Origin of the sequence: Rhizobium sp. RHZ01 (genome assembly GCF_014851595.1) — a bacterium.
In the GTDB taxonomy this organism is placed as follows: domain Bacteria; phylum Pseudomonadota; class Alphaproteobacteria; order Rhizobiales; family Rhizobiaceae; genus Rhizobium; species Rhizobium altiplani.
Genome location: NZ_JACUZZ010000010.1, coordinates 144,099 through 162,403, shown reverse-complemented (window position 1 = coordinate 162,403; position 18,305 = coordinate 144,099). Strand labels below are relative to the sequence as shown.

Sequence of the window (18,305 nt, the reverse complement as noted above, 5' to 3'; positions counted from 1 at the left end):
GACGACTGATATTGCGAACGAGCGGTTCAAAGTTCTCTCCTGGAAAAACGAAGCATGGCCAACGATAGAGGGACGGCAACCCATAAGGCCAAGGATGCCATCAGGACGGTCGGAGACAGCTTCGAACTCGCTGCGAGACCGGACAGTGCCGAGACAGAGCCGGCCGTTTCCGATCCCAGGTTGAGCAGACGGTAGGCATCGGTCGGATTGGCCATCAGAAGTATGCTTAGCAGCCCCGGCGAAAATCCAACGCCCTTCGTCGACACGATCGCACCCAGCAAACCCATGTCGTAGATGATGACGAAAAACAGCCATACTCCCAAGGCGATGCCCCCGGCCGTGCTCCTCTGGCCGACAGTCGCGCTGACGAGATATCCGATAGCGGTGAAGACCGATCCAAGCAGGATCGAGGATCCAATCATGGCGCCGAACGCCGTCCAACTGTCCGCAGTGGTCGGCGTCCCGGCGACAACGAGCGCCAGACCCGCCGCGCCGTAGCCCAACAGAGTGGCGAACGAGAGTATGAGTATGTGCGCCAGGAATTTTCCGAACACAATCTGGCTACGTGCTACCGGATAGCTCAGAAGCAGGAGAAGTGTTCCACGCTCCAGTTCTCCAACGATCGCATCGTGCGAAAGCAGCAAGGCAATGAGGGGAACAAGAAAGATCGTGAGACTGGCAAGACTGACGATGACGATATCCAAACGGCCCGCGCCGACATTGCCGGTCGGCGCACTGCCCAGAAACGAAAGCGTCAGCGCCAGCGACGCAAGTAGCAAGGTCACCGCGATGACCCAGCGGTTTCTCAACCCCTCCTGGATCTCCTTTCGGGCAATGATCACGATATTGTTCACGGCTTTCTTCCCTGTCGTTGGAGGAAATGCGCATAGACGTCATCGAGTGTCGGCTCGATGACAGTCATGCTGGTCAGTGCAGCCGGATCGGATGTTACAGCCGACAGAACCGCGATCTTCTCGCTATGGTCGACACTGGCTTCCAGAAATTTATCCTTGCGCTCGGTCCATCGCACCGGCCCGTCAAACCACGAGTGAGCAGCGGACTCGCTGCTCGGCTTGAACCGGATCTGGGTCGGCAGGCACGCGATCCGTCGCAGTTCGTCAAGCGTTCCGTCGGCGATCTTGTTACCGCCGTTGATGATAACGACGCGTTCGGCCCGTTCCTCAAGCTCGCTCAGCGCGTGGGAGGAGAGAAGTACGGTCGTTCCCTTCTTCTGGAAGTCGAGGATGAGATCGTAGAAACTGCGTCGTAGCGCTGGATCCAATCCACTGGTGGGTTCGTCCAGCAGGAGAAGGCGTGGCTCTCCGAGAAGTGCCTGTGCCAGGCCCAATCGTTGGCGCATTCCCTTCGAATAGGTTCTTACCGTCCTGTCGGCAGCGTTCTGCGCCAGGCCGACCTGATCGAAGAGATTTCGCCATCGATCCGCCGGCACGCGCTTCAGCTTCGCATAGAACGACAGAACCTCACGTCCAGTGAGCGCCAGATGGAAAGTGACACTCTCGGGGAGATATCCGACCTCCCTGCGCACGATCAGGTTCCCGGAAACCGGGTCCTCGCCAAGGACGCGCACCTTTCCGTCGGTCGGTCGAAGAAGCCCCAGGATCGCTTTGATCAACGTCGTCTTGCCGGCTCCATTGTGACCGACAAGTGCAACCAGCTCTCCCTCGCCAAGGGAAAACGAAACATCGTTGATCGCGGCGGTATCGCCATAAAATTTCGAAACGTGTTCGAGAGAAATTGTCGCCGTCATCGTGCATTCTCCAAGGGTACGGGCGGCCCCATCAGGGGCTTGCTGTCAATCACGCCGCCCGGCAGGAGCGAAGGGAATTGGGACTGCGCCCATCGGATGATCTGAACCGCGGGACTTGTGGTCAAAACCTTGGCTTGCGGGGCTGTCCAAAGAACGGTGTCGATGATGTCATTGGGGCGATAGGGACTGTCTGCTATCCCGTCGCCATCGAGATCGAACGCGGGATTGTCACTCCAGTAGTTACCTCGACCATTCTTCGACCAATCGAGGTATCGCGACCCGACGTACTTTACCTGATTCCGATTGCCTACGAACGCGTTGCCGGCAATGGCGTTTCCTTCGGAGCCGGCTGTAAAATGTATGCCGATCGCACAGTTCTCAAACACGTTGTCTTCAAGGACATTCCGGTTTGCGTTGTAAATGAACACGCACTTCTCCGGTCCGAGCTGCGTCCCCTGCCCTTCGGCAAGTCGCGTCTCGATGCCAGGCATGTCGCTGGCGTCAGCCCTTGTTCCACCCAACAGCCATCGATCTGATGGCTGGAGGCGGCCGGTGACCCTGTTTTGCCTTATGGTCGAGCCGTTGGCAAAGTTGAGGAGCAATCCGTGATCCCGGTCGCCATCGGAGACATTTCCGGTGATCTTCAGATGGTTCGAAAACATGATGGCATAGCCGACCAGGTTGCCCACTGAGACGTTGTCGCTGATTTCGCTGTCGTTGGTGTACATGTAGTGGATGGCGAACCGCAGGTCGCGGAAACGGTTTCCCTTGAAGACGTTGCGTTTGCTCGCGTTCGTCGAGATGCCGTCCTTGCCGAGGCTAATGTCATTGTCCACGATCATTGCCCCCGGGGCGTTCCACAGTGAGACGCCGTTGCCGGCCTCGCTCATCCGACCCGACGCCATTCCGATGATCCGGTTGCGTTGTGCGACGGAACCGGCGGCACCGTGCAAATAGACACCGTTCAGGTTTCCCTTGATCGTGTTGTCTTCGACCACCGCATGGTCAGCGCTCTGGCTTACAAACACCCCGGAATCGAGCGCAGACAGATCAGAGCCGGATCCTTCAATCTCAAGACCTCGCACGACAGCTCCTGGCGCCGTGATCGTGATCACGCTTCCCTTGCCATTTCCCACGACGGCCGCGCCAGACTGGCCTTCCAGCACGATCTGCCTGCTGACAGTCAATGGTCCGGCATACCGGCCAGGGGACAGCCGTACGATGTCTCCATCTGCGGCGGCATCAAGGACACGTTGAACGGTTGCGGCATCCGTCGCCGCAAGCTGGAATTCTGCGGCGCGAACATGGGCCGGAATGGCGGTCGTTGCGACCGCCATTCCGAGGAGTGCTATTTTGCCAAGCGGCGGCATCATGCTGCCTTTGGTTCAACGAGCATGCGACCCTGCATCTCCATATGCATCGCATGGCAGAACCACGAGCAATAGTACCAATAGACGCCTGGCTTATCGGCGGTGAAGGTCACCGACGCGGTCGCCTGCGGCGCGACCTCCATCTGGATACCGTAGTTTACGATAGAGAAGCCGTGAGTAAGATCCTCCACGTCATCGATATTGGTAACGTAGACGGTCACCTCGTCGCCCTGCCTGACATTGAATGATTCAAGGCCAAACGCCGGGGCCGCCGACGTCATATAGACCCGCACCTTGTTTCCATCCCGGATAACTTGGGAGTCCGAAAGGAGGTCGATGTTGTCCTTCTTGGCCTGAGCGACTGCATCGGCGAAGAAGACGTCGTCCCTTTTCCAGACACTTACGGGATTGATCTTCGACGAATGAACGATGGTCGCGTCGTGTGGTTCGGCAAAGGTGGGATTGTCGTGAACGAGAACCATCTTGTCGCCGGAAATGTCGATCAACTGATCGTTCTCCGGCTTCAGGGGGCCGACGTTAAGATAGCGATCCTTCGAGAACTTGTTCAGCGAAATGAGCCACTTTCCGTCCGCGTCTTTGGTCTGGCCCATCGATGTGTGGTTGTGACCCGGCTGATATTGAACGTCGAGCTTCTGACGGATCGGGTCGACCTTCTCGCCCTTAAAGGCGCGGATAGCGTCTTCAATATTCCACTTGCAGATCTGGCTGTCGATGAACAGGGTGGTGTAGGCATTGCCGCGCCCGTCATAGGCCGTATGGAGCGGCCCGAGGCCAAGCTGAGGCTCGGCGACGACCGTGTCGCGCGGTTGAATCTTGTCCTCGAACAGGTCATCGAACTTGCGAACGTCGAATACGGTGACGGTAGGAGACAGCTTTCCGTTGGCGACGACATGTATTCCGTCCGGAGCCGTGTTCATGCCATGCGGGCTGTTCGAAACCGGGATGTAACGCGTGTAGGCGGAGCCATGGCGGCCGTCGAGAACGGGAACGCCGCCGATCTCCTTGAAGTCGCCCCGCGCGACGGCATCTTCGATCCTCTTGAGATTGAAGACAACGACCCAGTCCTGGTCCTTTGCCATCATCTCCGGAAGATTGACACCTTCTTCGGAGTTGTAGCAGGTCGCAAAGCAGTACTTCCCCTGATAGTCGGCATCGACATTGTCGAGATTGCCATCGACGATGAGCTGCCAGGCAACCTTCATTGTTTCGCCGTCGACGGCTGTGAAGACAGCATGGTACTGCTTGGTATCGTCGAGAATCTTGCCGTCATTCGGGATCGGAACGCGATCTTCGCCGTTGCAGAACACATATCCGGTCTTCGGGTACTTCTGCACACGAAGTCCGTGGACCGTGTGCTGGTTCGGAAGTTCGATGATCTTGTCGCACTTCATGACGTCCAGACGGATTCTGCAGACGCGCGTGTTTGCCTTATCGTTGGCAAACAGGTAGCGCCCATCGTAGGTCCCGTCGGTAAAGGAGGGATGCGGATGGTGCAGATCGCCGTTGTGGTAGACACCGCCGCGAGTGGACAAGAATTCGCGCGTTTGAGGAAGCAGACCGTCCGTGAGTACCTTGCGGCTTTCGTTGGTAAGACCCCAGCCGGTCGCGCTGCAGCGGTTGTAAACCGGGATACGCATGAGTTCTCTCATGGATGGGAGACCAACCACTCTGATTTCGCCCGATTGCCCTCCGGACACGAACACGTAGTATTCGTCGAGTTCACCAGGCTTGACCTCATGGTTCAAGCCTTCCGCGCGCGCCGCCGTAGCCGTGGCTCCGGAAAGCGTCAGAGCGCCACCGACCCCGGCCGCGCCGGCTGCCGCCGCGAATGCAGTCGTCCCCAAAAGTTGCCGTCTGTTGAACAATGGATGCTTTTCTTGAGTTGTCATTTGCGTCTCCTTGGTGGGTATGTTCACGCCGGCTGATCCGACGCGGAATCTGCTTTCTTGATTGGACTACCCTTGTAGGTAACCTCGACCCTCTTCTTGGTGGTGACCTCTCCTCTGGATTCAGGTGTCGACAGCGCCATGAACTTCTCGCGCTTGAGGCGCACCTGGATCATGTGCGGGCAGCGGTGGTCGTCCTGGTACAGCTCCTGGCAGTGCATGCAGTAGATGCACTCGTTCACATTGATCTGACCTTCGGGATGAATGGCCTGAACCGGGCATTCCTTCGCGCAACGCTGGCACGGCGAGCCGCATTCAGGCCAACGCTTCAGCCACTCGAACATCCTGATCCGCCCAGGAATGGCGAGTGCTGCGCCCAGCGGGCACAGGTAACGGCAGTAAAAGCGCTCGATGAAGAGTCCGGCGACCAGAAGTGTGACCGCGAACAGCACGAACGGCCACTGGCGTGCAAACTTCAGGATGATCGCAGTCTTGAAGGGCTCTACCTCGGAGAACGTCTCGGCAAGAGCCATCGAATAGAAGGAAAGGCCGAAGAGACCGAGGAAAATGATGTACTTCAATGGCCAGAGACGCTCGTGCAGACCCCACGGCAGCTTGACCTGCGGCACCTTGAGCTTCTTGGCGACGTTACTGGTAAGCTCCTGCAGTGCACCGAACGGGCAAAGCCACCCGCAGAAGGGTCCGCGGCCCCAGAACAAGAGCGCCGCCGCAACCGCTGCCCAGAGCAGGAAAATGAGCGGGGCTGCCAGGAAGAACTGCCAATTGAACCCCGTCACGAGAGCATTGGCAAAGGTGAAAACATTGACGACCGAAAGCTGCGCGTTGGCAAACCACCCCAGCCAAACAAGGGTAAATAACAGATAGCCGTTCCGGACGTAGGCAAACAGTTTCGGCCGGCGGACAAGCCAGTCCTGAAAGAAGAAGATTGCCGTCAACGTCAAAAGCGCACCGATCGTTATCGCGATCTTGACGCGGCTCCCCTGCCATATCGATATCCAGAGCGGAGCTTCGCCCTCGTCGACGGTTGCTTCTGGCTGCGGCACGCGCGGCGCTGTGGAGACCGGGGCGGCAGCAGGCGTCTGGCTTGCTTTCTCGACCTTCACATAGGGCGTGGGGAGCGAGTAGCCGAGGTTATAGGGTAGCACGGCCTTCTGTGTGCCCTCGCCGGCGCGCTGTACCAGGAGCTGCAGCTCAAAGGGTTCGGTTACATCGAAGGTGAAATCCTTGGGAACGGCGAAGAGGGCGATTTCCCTCAGTCGGGGCGCGCCGGCTGCTGCGAGCGCTGGGATGCGGGTATGGTCGTGGTCGTGGAATCTGACGCCTTGCCCGTCTTGAAGGAGTTCGATCCGATCGAAGATCCCGCCGCGCACATATCCTGACCCCTTGAAAGAGTAAGCACCGTCGCCGGCAACGAGGATTGCTGCCTGATCCGGCTGCAGTTGCTTGCGAAGCCGTTCGTAAAGGGTGTCCCCGAGCAGGCTGCGGCCAATGACTGGAACGCTGACCGGAGCAACGTAGAGATCAATGAATCGTTCGGTTTCGGGCGTCGCTTCCGGTCTTGCGGCAGCCGCGTCCTTATTCGATGTGCGGAATGCCTCCGAGACCTCACCCACTGTCAGCCGCAGGCTGCGGATCGATCCGTCTCCAAGGAGCGTTTCCCAATCCTGCGTGCCTACCTTTGCCTCGTCGACACGCTTAACTTCCGTTGCGACCGACGCTCCAGCGGTTTGCTGCTGACTGTCGAGCCGATGGGCACGAATAAGCTTCACGGCCGAGCGGACTACGCTATCCCCCATGACCAAGACGGTCACTGTCGCACCGCTGACGATGTCGACCTGCGGAGGACGATCGAGGCCAGCGGCGACACGTCCGAGATCTTTGCCGATGATCGAATTCAATGCCGCGACGACACGGGCCTGCGGAATGCCAATGAGGACGATCGGTTCCTTGTGATCGACGAGCTTGATACCGCGAATGACGCCATTGGCCGCAATGCCAACCACGATGTGGATTGGCTTTCCGGAATAGCCGGCGGACGCCGTGAAGTCCGAGTTCAGGTATGCGTAACCGAGAACCTCGCTCCCGCGGAACACCGGGGCGATCGGAGGCTCTCCCTGCGGCGGGCCAAAGCTGTCCGCTCCCTGGAAAAGTTCCGAGGGCTCTACCTTTTGGATGTAAGTCGCAAGCTGATCAGCGGCGCTGCAAGCAACGGCAGAAAACCAGATTGCAGCAAGCACGAGTAGCGCTTGCAAGCAGGCTTGCAGCCAAGGTCTCGATTTCAAAAGCATTCTTTCCCGTACACCCACGTTGGCGGTTTACGGTGAAAGGTGTAGTCGCGACGCAGCAGCCCCTCTTTGACATGTATCAAACGGGAAAATCTTTCCTTCTGATAACCGTTTCCGCAAGACGGCGCGTCTCAGGAGCGAACCATGACAGAATTGCCAAGAGAACCGATGACCATCCGTTCGATGCCGGAGTTGCTGGCAACGGCGAAGGCTATGGAGACTGAAGCCATTGCTGGCTACGAGACGCTGGCTGACCATATGCGTCGATCGCGAAAGCCCGACCTGGTTGCCGTGTTCGAACGACTGGCTGCAGAGGAACGCGGCCATCTCGCTTCCGTAGAGGATTGGTCAGGTCAAATGGGAATGGCCAGCGTCGCTGCGGGCACCGAACCGGAGGACGTCTTTGACGATGAAGGTATGAACCTCACGGACCCCGCGCTGCTTTCGGCCTATCGGGCCTTTTCGGTCGCTGTGCGAAACGAGGAACGGGCCTTCCTCTTCTGGACGTATGTTTCGGCCCACGCGCCAACGCAGGAGATTGCCGAGGCGGCGGAACGTATGGCGCGCGAAGAGCTCGGGCACGTCACTGTTCTACGCCGCGAACGGCGTTTGGCCTTCCATCTTCAGAAGCACGCGCAGACTGAAACGATCCTCCTGCGCGAACTTGAAACCAGACTTGACGCTCACCTTCGAACACTCGTTCGAAATGATCATCCGCCCTCGCGAGAGCCGACGACACTGCGACAGAATGGCTGGGCGCAGCGCGTTGCAGCCTTCGGGGGACGCATATTGAAGTTTGAGAACTCGGTGGGGGTGGCAGATATCCCACCCACTGCGCTAGCAGAACTGCTTCTTGATTTTTATCTCGGCGAGGCGGAGCGATCCAGGGATGAGCAGACCCGTAACCTCGCTCAGCTTTACGCGGGTCAGCTCGTCGCGACCTTGGCATTGTTGCGACAATGATGCCGATATTTTCAAGGATGAACAGGCAAGGGTCGAAGAACTCCTAAGGGCTTCCAGCCTGCCTGCTCGCCGAAAGGAACGCCGAACACCTCCGCAGGATGCTCGATCGCTTCAAAAGGAAGCGCGCATCCTTCGACTATTCAGGTCGAGGAAAGAACCTCGTGTCGGCGCAGCCAACGCTCATCTCTGAAATCGAATATCGCGCCTGGACACACGACGGGAAACTCCGAGCCGTCTCAAGCAGGTCTTTCGGTCTTCGTGGCGCGCCGCAGAAATCGTGACACGCGACGAATTTGCCAACGATATCGGTCAGCCTTGCACGTCGAGCCCGATATCCAGCGTCGGCGCGCTGTGCGTACACCAGCCAACAGAGATGAGGTCGACGCCTGAGGCGGCGACCGCGGCAACGGTTGCAAGCGTTACCCTTCCCGAGGCTTCGGTGATCGCGCGACCATCGACGATTGCGACGGCTTCGCGCAGCTGCGCCGGCGTCATATTGTCGAGCAAGACCGCATCAACACCCTCTCGCATCGCTTCACCGAGCTGCTCGAGCGTATCCACTTCGACCTCGATCTTGACCATGTGCCCAACGCCCGCGCGGGCACGACGGATCGCCTCGACCACGCCGCCGGCAATCGCCACGTGATTGTCCTTGATCAGGACGGCATCATTAAGCGCAAACCGATGGTTCATGCCCCCGCCGGCGCGCACCGCGTATTTTTCCAGGGCCCGCAGCCCAGGTGTCGTCTTGCGGGTGCAGGCAATCGACGCCTTCGTGCCCCTGACCGCCTCAACCAAGCTTGCCGTCACCGTCGCAATGCCGGACAGATGTCCAAGAAAGTTCAGCGCCGTGCGCTCCCCCGTCAGCAACCCACGCGACGGTCCAGTGATCTCCGCGATGATGTCACCGGGCCTGACCGGGGATCCATCCTCCATATAACGGGCCATGGTGATCGTTGGCTCGACCAGCTGGAAGGCGAGTTCAGCCGCATCCAGGCCGGCGACGACACCGGGCTGCCGCGCCACCATAACCAGAGACGAGCGATGATCGGCGGGGATGACCGCCGCGGAGGTAATGTCGCCGGCAAGCCCGAGATCCTCAACGAGGGCAGTGCGCAGCATCGGTTCGATAATAAGGCGCGGCAACGGGGCAAGGGACATATCAGGCACTCCGGGCGAAAGAATGGGTGGCGGCATGTGCGACATCGAGCACATCGGCAAATGTCATGAAGCGGCGTTCGGCGACAGGCAGCTTCAGCGGAAAATCGGTGCGGGCATGCGCTCCGCGGCTTTCCTTGCGCAGCATTGCGAAGACGGCAATTGTCAATGCAACGATCGCCGGGTCAGCAGCGGGTCCGTCGGATTCCGCGAGCGGCAGCAGGGTGGCGATCGCACCCTGGAGAGCCCCGACATTGCGCAGCACGCCGAGATGACGCGACACGATCGCGCGCACCGCAGACGCATCCGGTGCTGGCCCGGCTGAGACTGCCGGCGCCGACCGAACGGTGCCGGGCAATGTCGCTCCAATATCACGGGCGGCCCGAATACCAAGGGCTGCCGCCTCGAGCAGCGAATTGCTGGCCAGACGATTGGCGCCGTGCAGTCCGGTCGAGGCGGCTTCGCCGATGACCCAAAGACCGGGGAGCGAACTGCGCCCCGTCAAACCGGTCGCAACACCGCCCATGTGGTAGTGGACGGCGGGGCGCACTGGAATGAGATCGATTGCCGGGTCGATTCCGGCGTCCTGACAGAGTGCATGGATCGTTGGAAAGCGGGAGGCAAAGCGATTGCCGAGCGCAGCACGGGCGTCGAGAAAGACACGCCGCCCCATCGAGAGCTCGTCGCTGATGGCGCGCGCAACGACGTCGCGCGGAGCAAGCTCGGCGCCGTCGAAACCGGTCATGAAGCGCTCCCCCCTGTCGTTGACGAGAACAGCTCCTTCGCCGCGCACGGCCTCGCTGACAAGCGCCAAGGGCCGTCGCGCAGAGTCAAGGCCGGTCGGGTGAAACTGCACGAATTCCATATCGGCAAGCCTGGCCCCCGCCCTTGCCGCCAGCGCGATCCCCTGGCCGAAATTGCAAATGGGATTGGTCGTGGCATCGTAGAGTCCGCCGATCCCACCTGTGGCCAACACCACCCGGTTGGTCATGATGGCAGCGGTTTGCCCTCCCCGGCTGATGACCACACCGGTGACAGATCCGTCATGGCTCAAAAGCGAGCGCACCTCGGTTGCATCGAGCGTGGTAATCGAGGGCGTGTTGGCGATTGCCTGCACCAGTGCGGCGATGATCGCAGCACCCGACCCATCCCCGGATACATGCACGATGCGTCGACGCGAATGTGCCGCCTCAAGGCCAAGGACCAGGCGACCCTGACTGTCCTGATCAAAAGCAACGCCGGCGCGCTCCAGGGCGGCGATGACGGCCGGCCCCTCTTCGATGATCTCGGATGCGGCTTGCAGGTCGCACAGGCCGTCGCCGGCAGCAAGTGTATCGGACAGATGCAACTCGGTGCTGTCATTCTCGCCAAGGCTTGCGGCAATCCCCCCTTGCGCCCAGGCGCTCGAGGTCTGCGCACCAATGGCGCCGCGGGTAATGAGCACAACCGGCTGCGGCGCCAGCGTCAGCGCCGTCATCATACCGGCGAGCCCGCTTCCCACGACGACGACCTGCCCGCTCAATGACCCGAGAAGCGCGGTCATATCGCAAGCATCCGCTCGACCGCACGCCTTGCAGAAACGGCAACTTTAGGGTCGACGGTGACCTCGTGGCGGTTTTCCTCGAGTGCAGCGCGGATGTTGGCGAGCGTGATCCGTTTCATGTGCGGGCAAAGGTTGCAGGGGCGGATGAACTCAACATCAGGATGGTGCACGGCGACGTTGTCGCTCATCGAGCATTCAGTGAGGAGCACGACACGGGCCGGACGCTGCTGCCCGACAAAATCCGACATCACTGCCGTCGACCCGGCAAAATCCGCCTCGGCAACGACATCCGGAGGACATTCTGGATGCGCCAGCACCGTCACCCCGGGATAATTCTCACGAAGCTGCCTGACATCATCCGCCGTGAACAGTTCATGGACCTCACAGTGACCATGCCAGGCAAGCACCTCGACCGACGTTTCGCGGGCGACGTTTCGGGCGAGATACTCGTCTGGAATCATCAGCACGCGCGGCACGCCGAGCGACTCGACAACCTGCCTGGCATTTCCCGATGTGCAGCAAATGTCCGATGCCGCCTTCACGGCCGCCGAGGTGTTCACATAGGTAATAATAGGCACGCCGGGGTGGGCTTGGCGTAGAAGCGCCACATCCTCGGGCGTGATCGAATCCGCCAGCGAGCAACCGGCCCCCATATCCGGGATGAGCACCGTCTTGTCGGGATTGAGGAGCTTGGCCGTTTCGGCCATGAAATGCACGCCGGCAAGCACGATGATATCCGCCTCGACGTCAATTGCCTTGCGCGCCAGCGCCAAGCTGTCGCCGACGATATCGGCAACCCCGTGGAAGATTTCCGGCGTTTGATAGTTATGCGCAAGAATGACGGCGTTTCGCCGCCGCTTCAGCTCAAGGATCGCCTCGACGTCATCTTCGAACGACATCCACTCCGCCTTGGGGATGACGCGACGAACGCGCTCGTAGAGCGATGATGCTGAAACGCTGTGGTTCATGGCCGGCTCCTATTTATACTCAATCAGAGCATATCTAGAGCGCATAGATATTCTCGTTATGAGCATATGTCAATTGCGGGAGATTGGCAGCTTTGATCCGGCGAGCGCGCGTTCTTCCAGGACAGCATGGCGATAACGGAAAAGCTTTGCGGGGCGTCCGCCCGTTTCGCTCGTCGTCTCGCCGGTTTCCTCGACAAGTTCCTGCTGCTCGATCAGCCGGCGGAAATTCTGCTTGTGCAGCGTCAGCCCGGCAAGCGCTTCGACACTTCGCTGCAGCTGCAGCAGCGTAAAGCTCACCGGCATCAGCTCGAAAACCACCGGGCGATATTTGATCTTCGCACGCAATCTCGCAATGCCTGTCGCAAGGATACGCCGATGGTCCGCGAACATTGCCCGGCCCGGATTGGTCTCGGCCGCGCAGCCCGACTCGTTCACAACGCCCGCTTCATAGAGGAGCTCGTAACGCTGCAATACAAGATCCTCGTTCCATGAGGCCTCGCCGAGCCCAAAGGCGAAATTTGCCCGGCGGATCCGATCCTCACGACGGGACGGATCACGCTCGGCCCACGCCATAAGGCAGTCGACCAGGTGGTCGAGGACCGCCGGTCGCCCGGTGCGCCAGTCTTCCCACGGAAAATAGCCATACCAGCCCTGCCAGCCGGGTCGGCCGCCGCCTGGCGTCGCTTGCTCATGCACGAGGCCGAGGTAGCTGATCGAAATCGTCCGGCCGCCCAGGATTTCGTTGTTTCGGTCGCGGTCGGCGAAGGTGTAGAGCTGTTCCAGATAGCCGACCGGATGGCCCGTCTGCTCCTGAACCCATTCACGCAGACCGCTTTGCAGTGTGCGATGTCCCATTTCGAACGGACCGGACGGCAGTGCATCACCGGATCGGATCGTCATGACACGCGGTTCGCCACCCGTTACCGCAACCAGTACGGCTATCAATTCGGCATGAGCAAACCCGATCGTCACGGCAGCTACGAATCCATCTGTATCGACTGATCTATCAGTGGCATACCACATCGCGACGCGAAAGCGCTCGGGAGTTTGGAGGCGGAAAGGCTCGCCAGCACACAGGATTGCCGCTACTCGACGCGAAGGAATCCGTCAACTTAAAACGGCCGGCTGCGCACGACCTGTGGTTGCTGCTCCCCGTGACAGAAATTTGCGATTTAAACCCCTCGCAAATCGGGCCGAAAGCCGAATATCCAATATGTTGCCCATCGGCTCTCTATGCGGGATAAAAAACACATCAACGCAATTGATCCGTTCAATTATCTCCGTTAGGTTGATTGCTGGCAGAATAGTCGCGTAACAACCGGCGTTGGAAGGAGAGAGCGATGAAGGAAGGTCCCCATGCAGTTGATGTTCACGTCGGGAAGACAATCCGCATAAAGCGTCTGATGCGTAAAGTATCGCAGACCGAACTTGGTGATCGGGTCGGCGTCACCTTCCAGCAGATCCAGAAATATGAAAAGGGATCAAACCGCGTTTCCGCGAGCATGCTGGTCGAAATTGCCGGTGCCCTCGATGTCGACGTCCGATCTTTCTTCGAGGACGTCAACCCCAACTCGGCCAACGATAATCCAACGCCCAGCGAGGAATTCGTTGTTTCCCGCGACGGCGTGCTGCTCAATGCCGCTTTCCTGTCGATCAAGAACGAGCATGTTCGCAAGAAGATCGTAAAGCTCGTACAGGCAATTGCCGGCATGGAACAGCTGGACGACGGCGAGTAAAGGCGCAGTCCCAACGTCACCCCGGTCCGTCAGTGGCAGTCGAGAAGCACTAGATTCTCGCTGGCATCCTTCATTGCGACCTGCGTCTTGGTGCCGATCAGCTTTTCGAGGTTGACGTCGAGCTCCCGTTCGGGGTCAATCCCGTCCCAGTCGATGACCACCTGAAGAAGAGCCATGTTGGTCAAGTGCATCAGATTGTTCAGCTTGAGCTTCTGGGCCTCATCCTTTGCCGCCGAGAGCAACCGGAAGATTCTCGCGTACTCGCTACCCGTTCCCTCGTCCCGCGTCAGAATGTTCATTGTCACTGCCTTCTCCAATGATGAGCCTTCCGGGCTTCAGCGATATCCATCATTCAGGTCCGGCGTTACTTGGGCGTTACAGGCGTGACAGCACCTGTGACCTCCGCCCGCAAAAGTTCCCAATGCGAGGTGGCGGCGAAGCCCCAGTCACGCGGCTGGGGAGCAAACCTCACCTCCAGCAGATATTGCAGGACGAGTTCGGCGTCCTGACGCTTGCGCTCGACCTTTCCGGCGCGAATCAGCCGCAGGATCTCCTTGGCACGGCCGTCACCCGAAAGGGTGCAGCCTTCGACGACCTTGGGATAAGTACGCTCTGAGAAATGGATCGAACGGCCTGCGAGCAACAGCATCTTGTGCTCGGCAGGCGAAAGTGCGCCCTGCCGATAGAGACCGTCGATCGTCGGCTGAAAATCCACCCACGGAACCGAAAGCGGCAACCAGCCGAGCTCTTCTGGCGCATGCACGAGCGCGACGGCCTCGTCATCGATCAGGCGACCCTCGGCATAGTCCTCGTAGATCGTGCCGACCCCAACCATCCCGAACGCGTCGCATTCGGCTGCGCGAAGCGCGCCCATGCTGGCACCCCCGACAACGATGACATTGTGCTGCAGCCCATAGAGGATTTCCTTGTGCCACACAGAAGGCACTTCCCCGAAGTAGCCGTCAACAATCCCGATCGCATGCGCTCCATCTCGCACCGCCTGAAATATGTCGCCGCGTGCAGCCGGCCCACGAAAGAGGATCGACGGATTCTCGACCCGAAGCCTATCGATGTCCGCGCCAAAACTCGGACCGCCAAAAATGACCTTCATTGCATCGCTCCCTGCATGGCGCTCACGGCCCGCAATCCGAGTTGAATGAATTCGCCGCTGACATCCACCTCAAGGCCAGGAACGATCATACGAACGACCGAGACCGGCAGACCCGGATGGGAAAGCGGCACGGCCACCACCTGATCGATGCCCCTCGACCTGAGGCGATCGAGAATGCGGCCGATGTTTTCCTGCATGGTGCGCTGCGGAGCTTCGAGAGAGAATTTCGGAGTAACCGGGGCTTCGTCGCAGAGATTGATGAGCTCTTGCATCGGGCCACCATCATCGAGCCTCTGATAGACACGCGGGGAAAAGTCGTCACGACTGCCGGCAATCGCCGTCAGTCGGCTCTGAGCGGCCTCGGTGATTGCTCGGAGCGCCGCGCGAACAGGATCAGGATGGCATCCGCATCCCCCGCAAACATGGGTCCAGCGGGCATCCACGCGCTCGCCGAGATTGCCGGGAATGATAACTGCCAGAAAGCTCGGAACGCCAATATCGGTCGTCATGTCGAGCAGCAATAGACGCATTCCAGCGCGCCGGATGCGATCGACAATGATATCGAGCACAGGGTCGCCGAACGCGATCGGATCAATCCGCGCGCCGCGCAGCTGTTCATAGGGACGCAACTGCGTCAGCGCCCATGCGTCGCGTTCAACCAGTTCACAAAGACCGTGAAGTACGGCTTCCGCCGGCCGGTTTCCGGATGCGAGACCGTCGCTCGACTGCTCAAAACCGGACGGCCGGGTGCCCCGATGGTCGAGGCCGACGAGTGGCCAGGGAACGAAGACCGGACGGTTGGACATGATATCGAGGCCCTCGCCCCAGGCGATCGGCTCGGAACCAATCTCCGAAGGGACACAACGGGCCACCGAATCAAGGTCGATCATCGACGCATGCTCAGCCCTCATGCCGGCGACGGTCGCAATGACAAGGTCGCTGGGCTGGCTCTCGGCAACACGCGTCTCCACCGCCTCCATCGCAGCCGAGGTCATTGCCGCCTCTTCGTCGATGCCCTTTCCCTGGAAGACGGAAAGCGTATAGCTGTTCGGTCGCGTGGCAAAGGCAACGGGGATCTCAAGGAGATCCAGCGCGGTGAGCAGACCCACCCTTGTAATACCGAGTTCCTTGAAATGCGGCTTGATCGCCGCGAATGTCTGCCCAGGCGTCAACGAGCGGTCGTGATAGCTGTTGATGCCGGCCGATGAGAGGCTGAGATCTTGCGCCAGGCGCTCGAGTGCGGTCTGAACAGACATTCGCATCAATCCTCAACGGAACTTCAGGGCGTGAACGATATTTGCCGTCGCGTTCGTGTCGAGCTGCACTGCTTCCTGCTTCAGGACGGCCTGAGCGGCTGCCGAAAGACGGACTGCAACGGGCTTGATCTGTGTCGTCGTCATTGTTTCATCTCCTGTTTGAAACAGCATTGCGCTGCGGACACAGAGAAGATGCACCAACGGGCGTTATTTCGGCGTGACCGAGATTTTCATCAGAAAAGAGGGAAAACGCCGAAGTTGTAGCGCTTCAGGACAGTCCGGCGATGCGAAGACCGTCGATCAGCTGACGCGTGTCCTCCGGATTGCGATCCGGCACGAATTGCCAGACGTCATCCGTACGGAAATCCGGAAAATTTTCGAGGACAATGGCGGCATAACGCGACGCGGTCCGGAGGTCGCCGTTCTTCGCATGAGCTGCGGCCAAGAGGCGCGAGGTCGCCGGACGATCCTTGACGCGATCGAGAACCTCGATCGCCTTTGCGTAATTTTCCTGGACGAAGTGAATCCCACCGAGGTTCCAGTAGTAGTAATCCGGTGGCAGCGGATTGAGCTTGATCGCCGCCAGGCTCAACTCCAGTGCCCTGTCACTCTGTCCATCATGCAAAAGCGCATCCGCGTGGTCGGCGAGGATATCGGCGTCATTCGGGTTGAGCATCTGCGCTTCCGCGAAGAAATCGAGGCTGTCGCTGAAGCGGCGACGGTAAAGAGCGACAAAGCCCAACTCACGCATCGCCCGGCCGCTATTGGGGTCGGTGTCGCGCGCAAGCCAGGCGGACCGGTCGGCGTCCTCCAGTAATTGCGTGTCCTTCATCCCGCGCACCAGCCACTCCATGCCGAGTACGCGCGCCATTCCGGCGTGCGCGGATGAGAATCTGTCGTGGCGGGCCAGCGCCGATTTGAACCATTTGCGCGCCTGCCGCAGATGCTGCAGATCCGTCTTCGAAACGAGACGCTTTCCTTCAAGGTACAACCGATACGCCGACGGGTTGACGTCGTGCGTCATGTCCAGGAGCTCGCGGCGCTCGATCGTGTCGGCAAGCGTCATCACGATACGCCGCGCAAGCTGCCCGAAGGAGTGATTGACCTTCTGCATGGCGAGCGGCAGGTCGATTGCCCACAGCACCTCGGCCGTTGAAGTCTTCGTCAATCGGCAGGTCGCATAAATGTCGTCATCACGGCCATGGATGGTGACATAGACTGTATAGTCGAAGCGCAGTTCAGGCGGCGGCGGAGCAGCCATGCCCGCAAGATTGCGATTGACGATTTCCAGACTGGTATGAGCGGCAATAACCTTGAAGCCACGTTGCTGGCTCAGCCCGATCGTTACCTCCTCCAGCAAGGCTCGCCCCACACGCTGCAGCATCGGGTCAGACAAAATCGAATCCGGCGGCAAAATGAGGACACGGGGCTGCCCGACCGGGTCGGTGGACGCGATCGCTGGCACAGTCATGGGCGAACTGGCAAGCATTGCTGGAGCGATGATGCCGAGTTCCTGCGCGAGGGCCTGCGTCACGCCATCCGGTTCCGCACCATATTCGGTTTTCAGCTCGCTACGGCAGCGAAAATATGCCTGGCGCGCGGCTGCAAGATCTTCCGCGTCAACGTGCCTTTTCATCAGCGCCCGGCAAGCGACCTCGTTCGCAGGGTCGGCCTCGACGAGCAGACCCGCGAGGAAGAGGACATCGTCAGAGGTTCGCTTTTCCGGCGTGTCAAGCAGTGAAATGATATGGGCTTCGCGACGGCCGGCGATGCGCTGTCGCTCCAGACCGATGCGCTCTTCCGCTTCAATCGTCGGCGCCTTGAACCCCTCGAGGAGCTCGCCGCCAAGCAAATCCCACGCAGGACGTGGCAACGGCGCGGCCGTATTGGTCAAGACCAGGACGTCAGCATTCCATCCCTCGTCGTTGAACGAGACATGGCTGTTGGTCGTCTTGACAAGGCGGGGCATGTCATCAGGAATGCTGCGATCGATACGCGCAAGTAGCTGGCGCAAGCTGCCGGCACGCTGTTTGGATTGATCCGATTGCCAGAGTATGCCGCGCAGGATCTCGCGGTCCATGGAATATTGCGGCGCGCTCACCAGGAGGGCAAGCAACGCGTAGGCCTTCTCCGGCAATGCAATCTCGTGCCCCTCTGCAAAAAGCGCAGGCGTTCCGAGCAAGCGGAGGAAGTGGCTGTGTTTCCCTGTCACGGCAACT

The 18,305-nt window shown here is 59.7% G+C and carries 16 protein-coding genes; 2 read left to right on the top strand and 14 right to left on the bottom strand.

Annotated features, from left to right (window positions below; translation table 11 throughout):
• Positions 1–26: 26 nt before the first annotated feature.
• From IB248_RS13205 to IB248_RS13185, 5 genes are read right to left on the bottom strand one after another with little or no spacing between them, the layout of a single operon-like run.
• A complete protein-coding gene (locus IB248_RS13205) occupies positions 27–854 on the bottom strand; it encodes an ABC transporter permease (RefSeq protein ID WP_192241037.1) in 828 nt (275 codons plus the stop codon).
• Entirely contained in the window at positions 851–1,768 is a 918-nt protein-coding gene (locus IB248_RS13200; protein ID WP_025660615.1) for an ABC transporter ATP-binding protein, read from the bottom strand. The genes IB248_RS13205 and IB248_RS13200 overlap by 4 nt, the downstream gene beginning before the upstream one ends.
• On the bottom strand, positions 1,765–3,105 hold the full coding sequence (locus IB248_RS13195) for a nitrous oxide reductase family maturation protein NosD (protein ID WP_246779242.1): 1,341 nt from the start codon (positions 3,103–3,105) through the stop codon (positions 1,765–1,767). Before IB248_RS13195 ends, IB248_RS13200 begins: the two co-directional genes overlap by 4 nt.
• Before the next feature lie 32 nt (positions 3,106–3,137).
• Positions 3,138–5,048, bottom strand: a complete 1,911-nt coding sequence (gene nosZ / locus IB248_RS13190; protein ID WP_192241035.1) for a TAT-dependent nitrous-oxide reductase — start codon at positions 5,046–5,048, stop codon at positions 3,138–3,140.
• Positions 5,049–5,071: 23 nt separating this feature from the next.
• Positions 5,072–7,354, bottom strand: coding sequence for a NosR/NirI family protein (locus tag IB248_RS13185; protein WP_192241034.1), 2,283 nt, complete (start codon positions 7,352–7,354; stop codon positions 5,072–5,074).
• A gap of 141 nt (positions 7,355–7,495) precedes the next feature.
• Between IB248_RS13185 and IB248_RS13180 the strand changes: the two genes are divergently transcribed.
• Positions 7,496–8,314 (top strand): ferritin family protein, encoded by an 819-nt coding sequence (locus IB248_RS13180; RefSeq protein WP_192241033.1) that lies wholly within the window; start codon positions 7,496–7,498, stop codon positions 8,312–8,314.
• 309 nt (positions 8,315–8,623) lie between these two features.
• Here IB248_RS13180 and nadC read toward each other — a convergent pair whose 3' ends face one another.
• The 4 genes from nadC to IB248_RS13160 all read right to left on the bottom strand — a co-directional run bounded on the left by nadC (position 8,624) and on the right by IB248_RS13160 (position 12,955).
• On the bottom strand, positions 8,624–9,475 hold the full coding sequence (nadC, locus tag IB248_RS13175; RefSeq protein WP_192241032.1) for a carboxylating nicotinate-nucleotide diphosphorylase: 852 nt from the start codon (positions 9,473–9,475) through the stop codon (positions 8,624–8,626).
• A gap of 1 nt (position 9,476) precedes the next feature.
• Positions 9,477–11,015: an L-aspartate oxidase gene (locus tag IB248_RS13170; RefSeq protein ID WP_192241031.1), complete on the bottom strand. Its 1,539-nt coding sequence runs from the start codon at positions 11,013–11,015 to the stop codon at positions 9,477–9,479.
• Positions 11,012–11,983: a quinolinate synthase NadA gene (gene nadA / locus IB248_RS13165; protein ID WP_192241030.1), complete on the bottom strand. Its 972-nt coding sequence runs from the start codon at positions 11,981–11,983 to the stop codon at positions 11,012–11,014. The genes IB248_RS13170 and nadA overlap by 4 nt, the downstream gene beginning before the upstream one ends.
• A 69-nt stretch (positions 11,984–12,052) precedes the next feature.
• The gene (locus IB248_RS13160; RefSeq protein ID WP_192241029.1) at positions 12,053–12,955 is read right to left on the bottom strand and encodes a hypothetical protein; all 903 of its coding nucleotides are present in this window, start codon (positions 12,953–12,955) and stop codon (positions 12,053–12,055) included.
• 368 nt (positions 12,956–13,323) lie between these two features.
• Between IB248_RS13160 and IB248_RS13155 the strand changes: the two genes are divergently transcribed.
• Positions 13,324–13,719, top strand: coding sequence for a helix-turn-helix transcriptional regulator (locus IB248_RS13155; RefSeq protein WP_018858114.1), 396 nt, complete (start codon positions 13,324–13,326; stop codon positions 13,717–13,719).
• A gap of 29 nt (positions 13,720–13,748) precedes the next feature.
• Here IB248_RS13155 and IB248_RS13150 read toward each other — a convergent pair whose 3' ends face one another.
• From IB248_RS13150 to IB248_RS13135, 5 genes are all read right to left on the bottom strand, one after another.
• Positions 13,749–14,018 (bottom strand): hypothetical protein, encoded by a 270-nt coding sequence (locus IB248_RS13150; protein WP_018858115.1) that lies wholly within the window; start codon positions 14,016–14,018, stop codon positions 13,749–13,751.
• A gap of 65 nt (positions 14,019–14,083) precedes the next feature.
• Complete coding sequence (locus IB248_RS13145) at positions 14,084–14,830, bottom strand: TfuA-like protein (protein ID WP_062368969.1); 747 nt, start codon at positions 14,828–14,830, stop codon at positions 14,084–14,086.
• Positions 14,827–16,086 carry a YcaO-like family protein gene (locus IB248_RS13140; RefSeq protein WP_192241028.1) on the bottom strand — a complete coding sequence of 420 codons (1,260 nt, stop codon included), beginning with the start codon at positions 16,084–16,086 and terminating at the stop codon, positions 14,827–14,829. Before IB248_RS13140 ends, IB248_RS13145 begins: the two co-directional genes overlap by 4 nt.
• A gap of 12 nt (positions 16,087–16,098) precedes the next feature.
• Positions 16,099–16,230 carry a hypothetical protein gene (locus IB248_RS32180; protein ID WP_007795609.1) on the bottom strand — a complete coding sequence of 44 codons (132 nt, stop codon included), beginning with the start codon at positions 16,228–16,230 and terminating at the stop codon, positions 16,099–16,101.
• A gap of 124 nt (positions 16,231–16,354) precedes the next feature.
• On the bottom strand, positions 16,355–18,298 hold the full coding sequence (locus IB248_RS13135) for a BTAD domain-containing putative transcriptional regulator (protein WP_192241027.1): 1,944 nt from the start codon (positions 18,296–18,298) through the stop codon (positions 16,355–16,357).
• Positions 18,299–18,305: the final 7 nt, after the last annotated feature.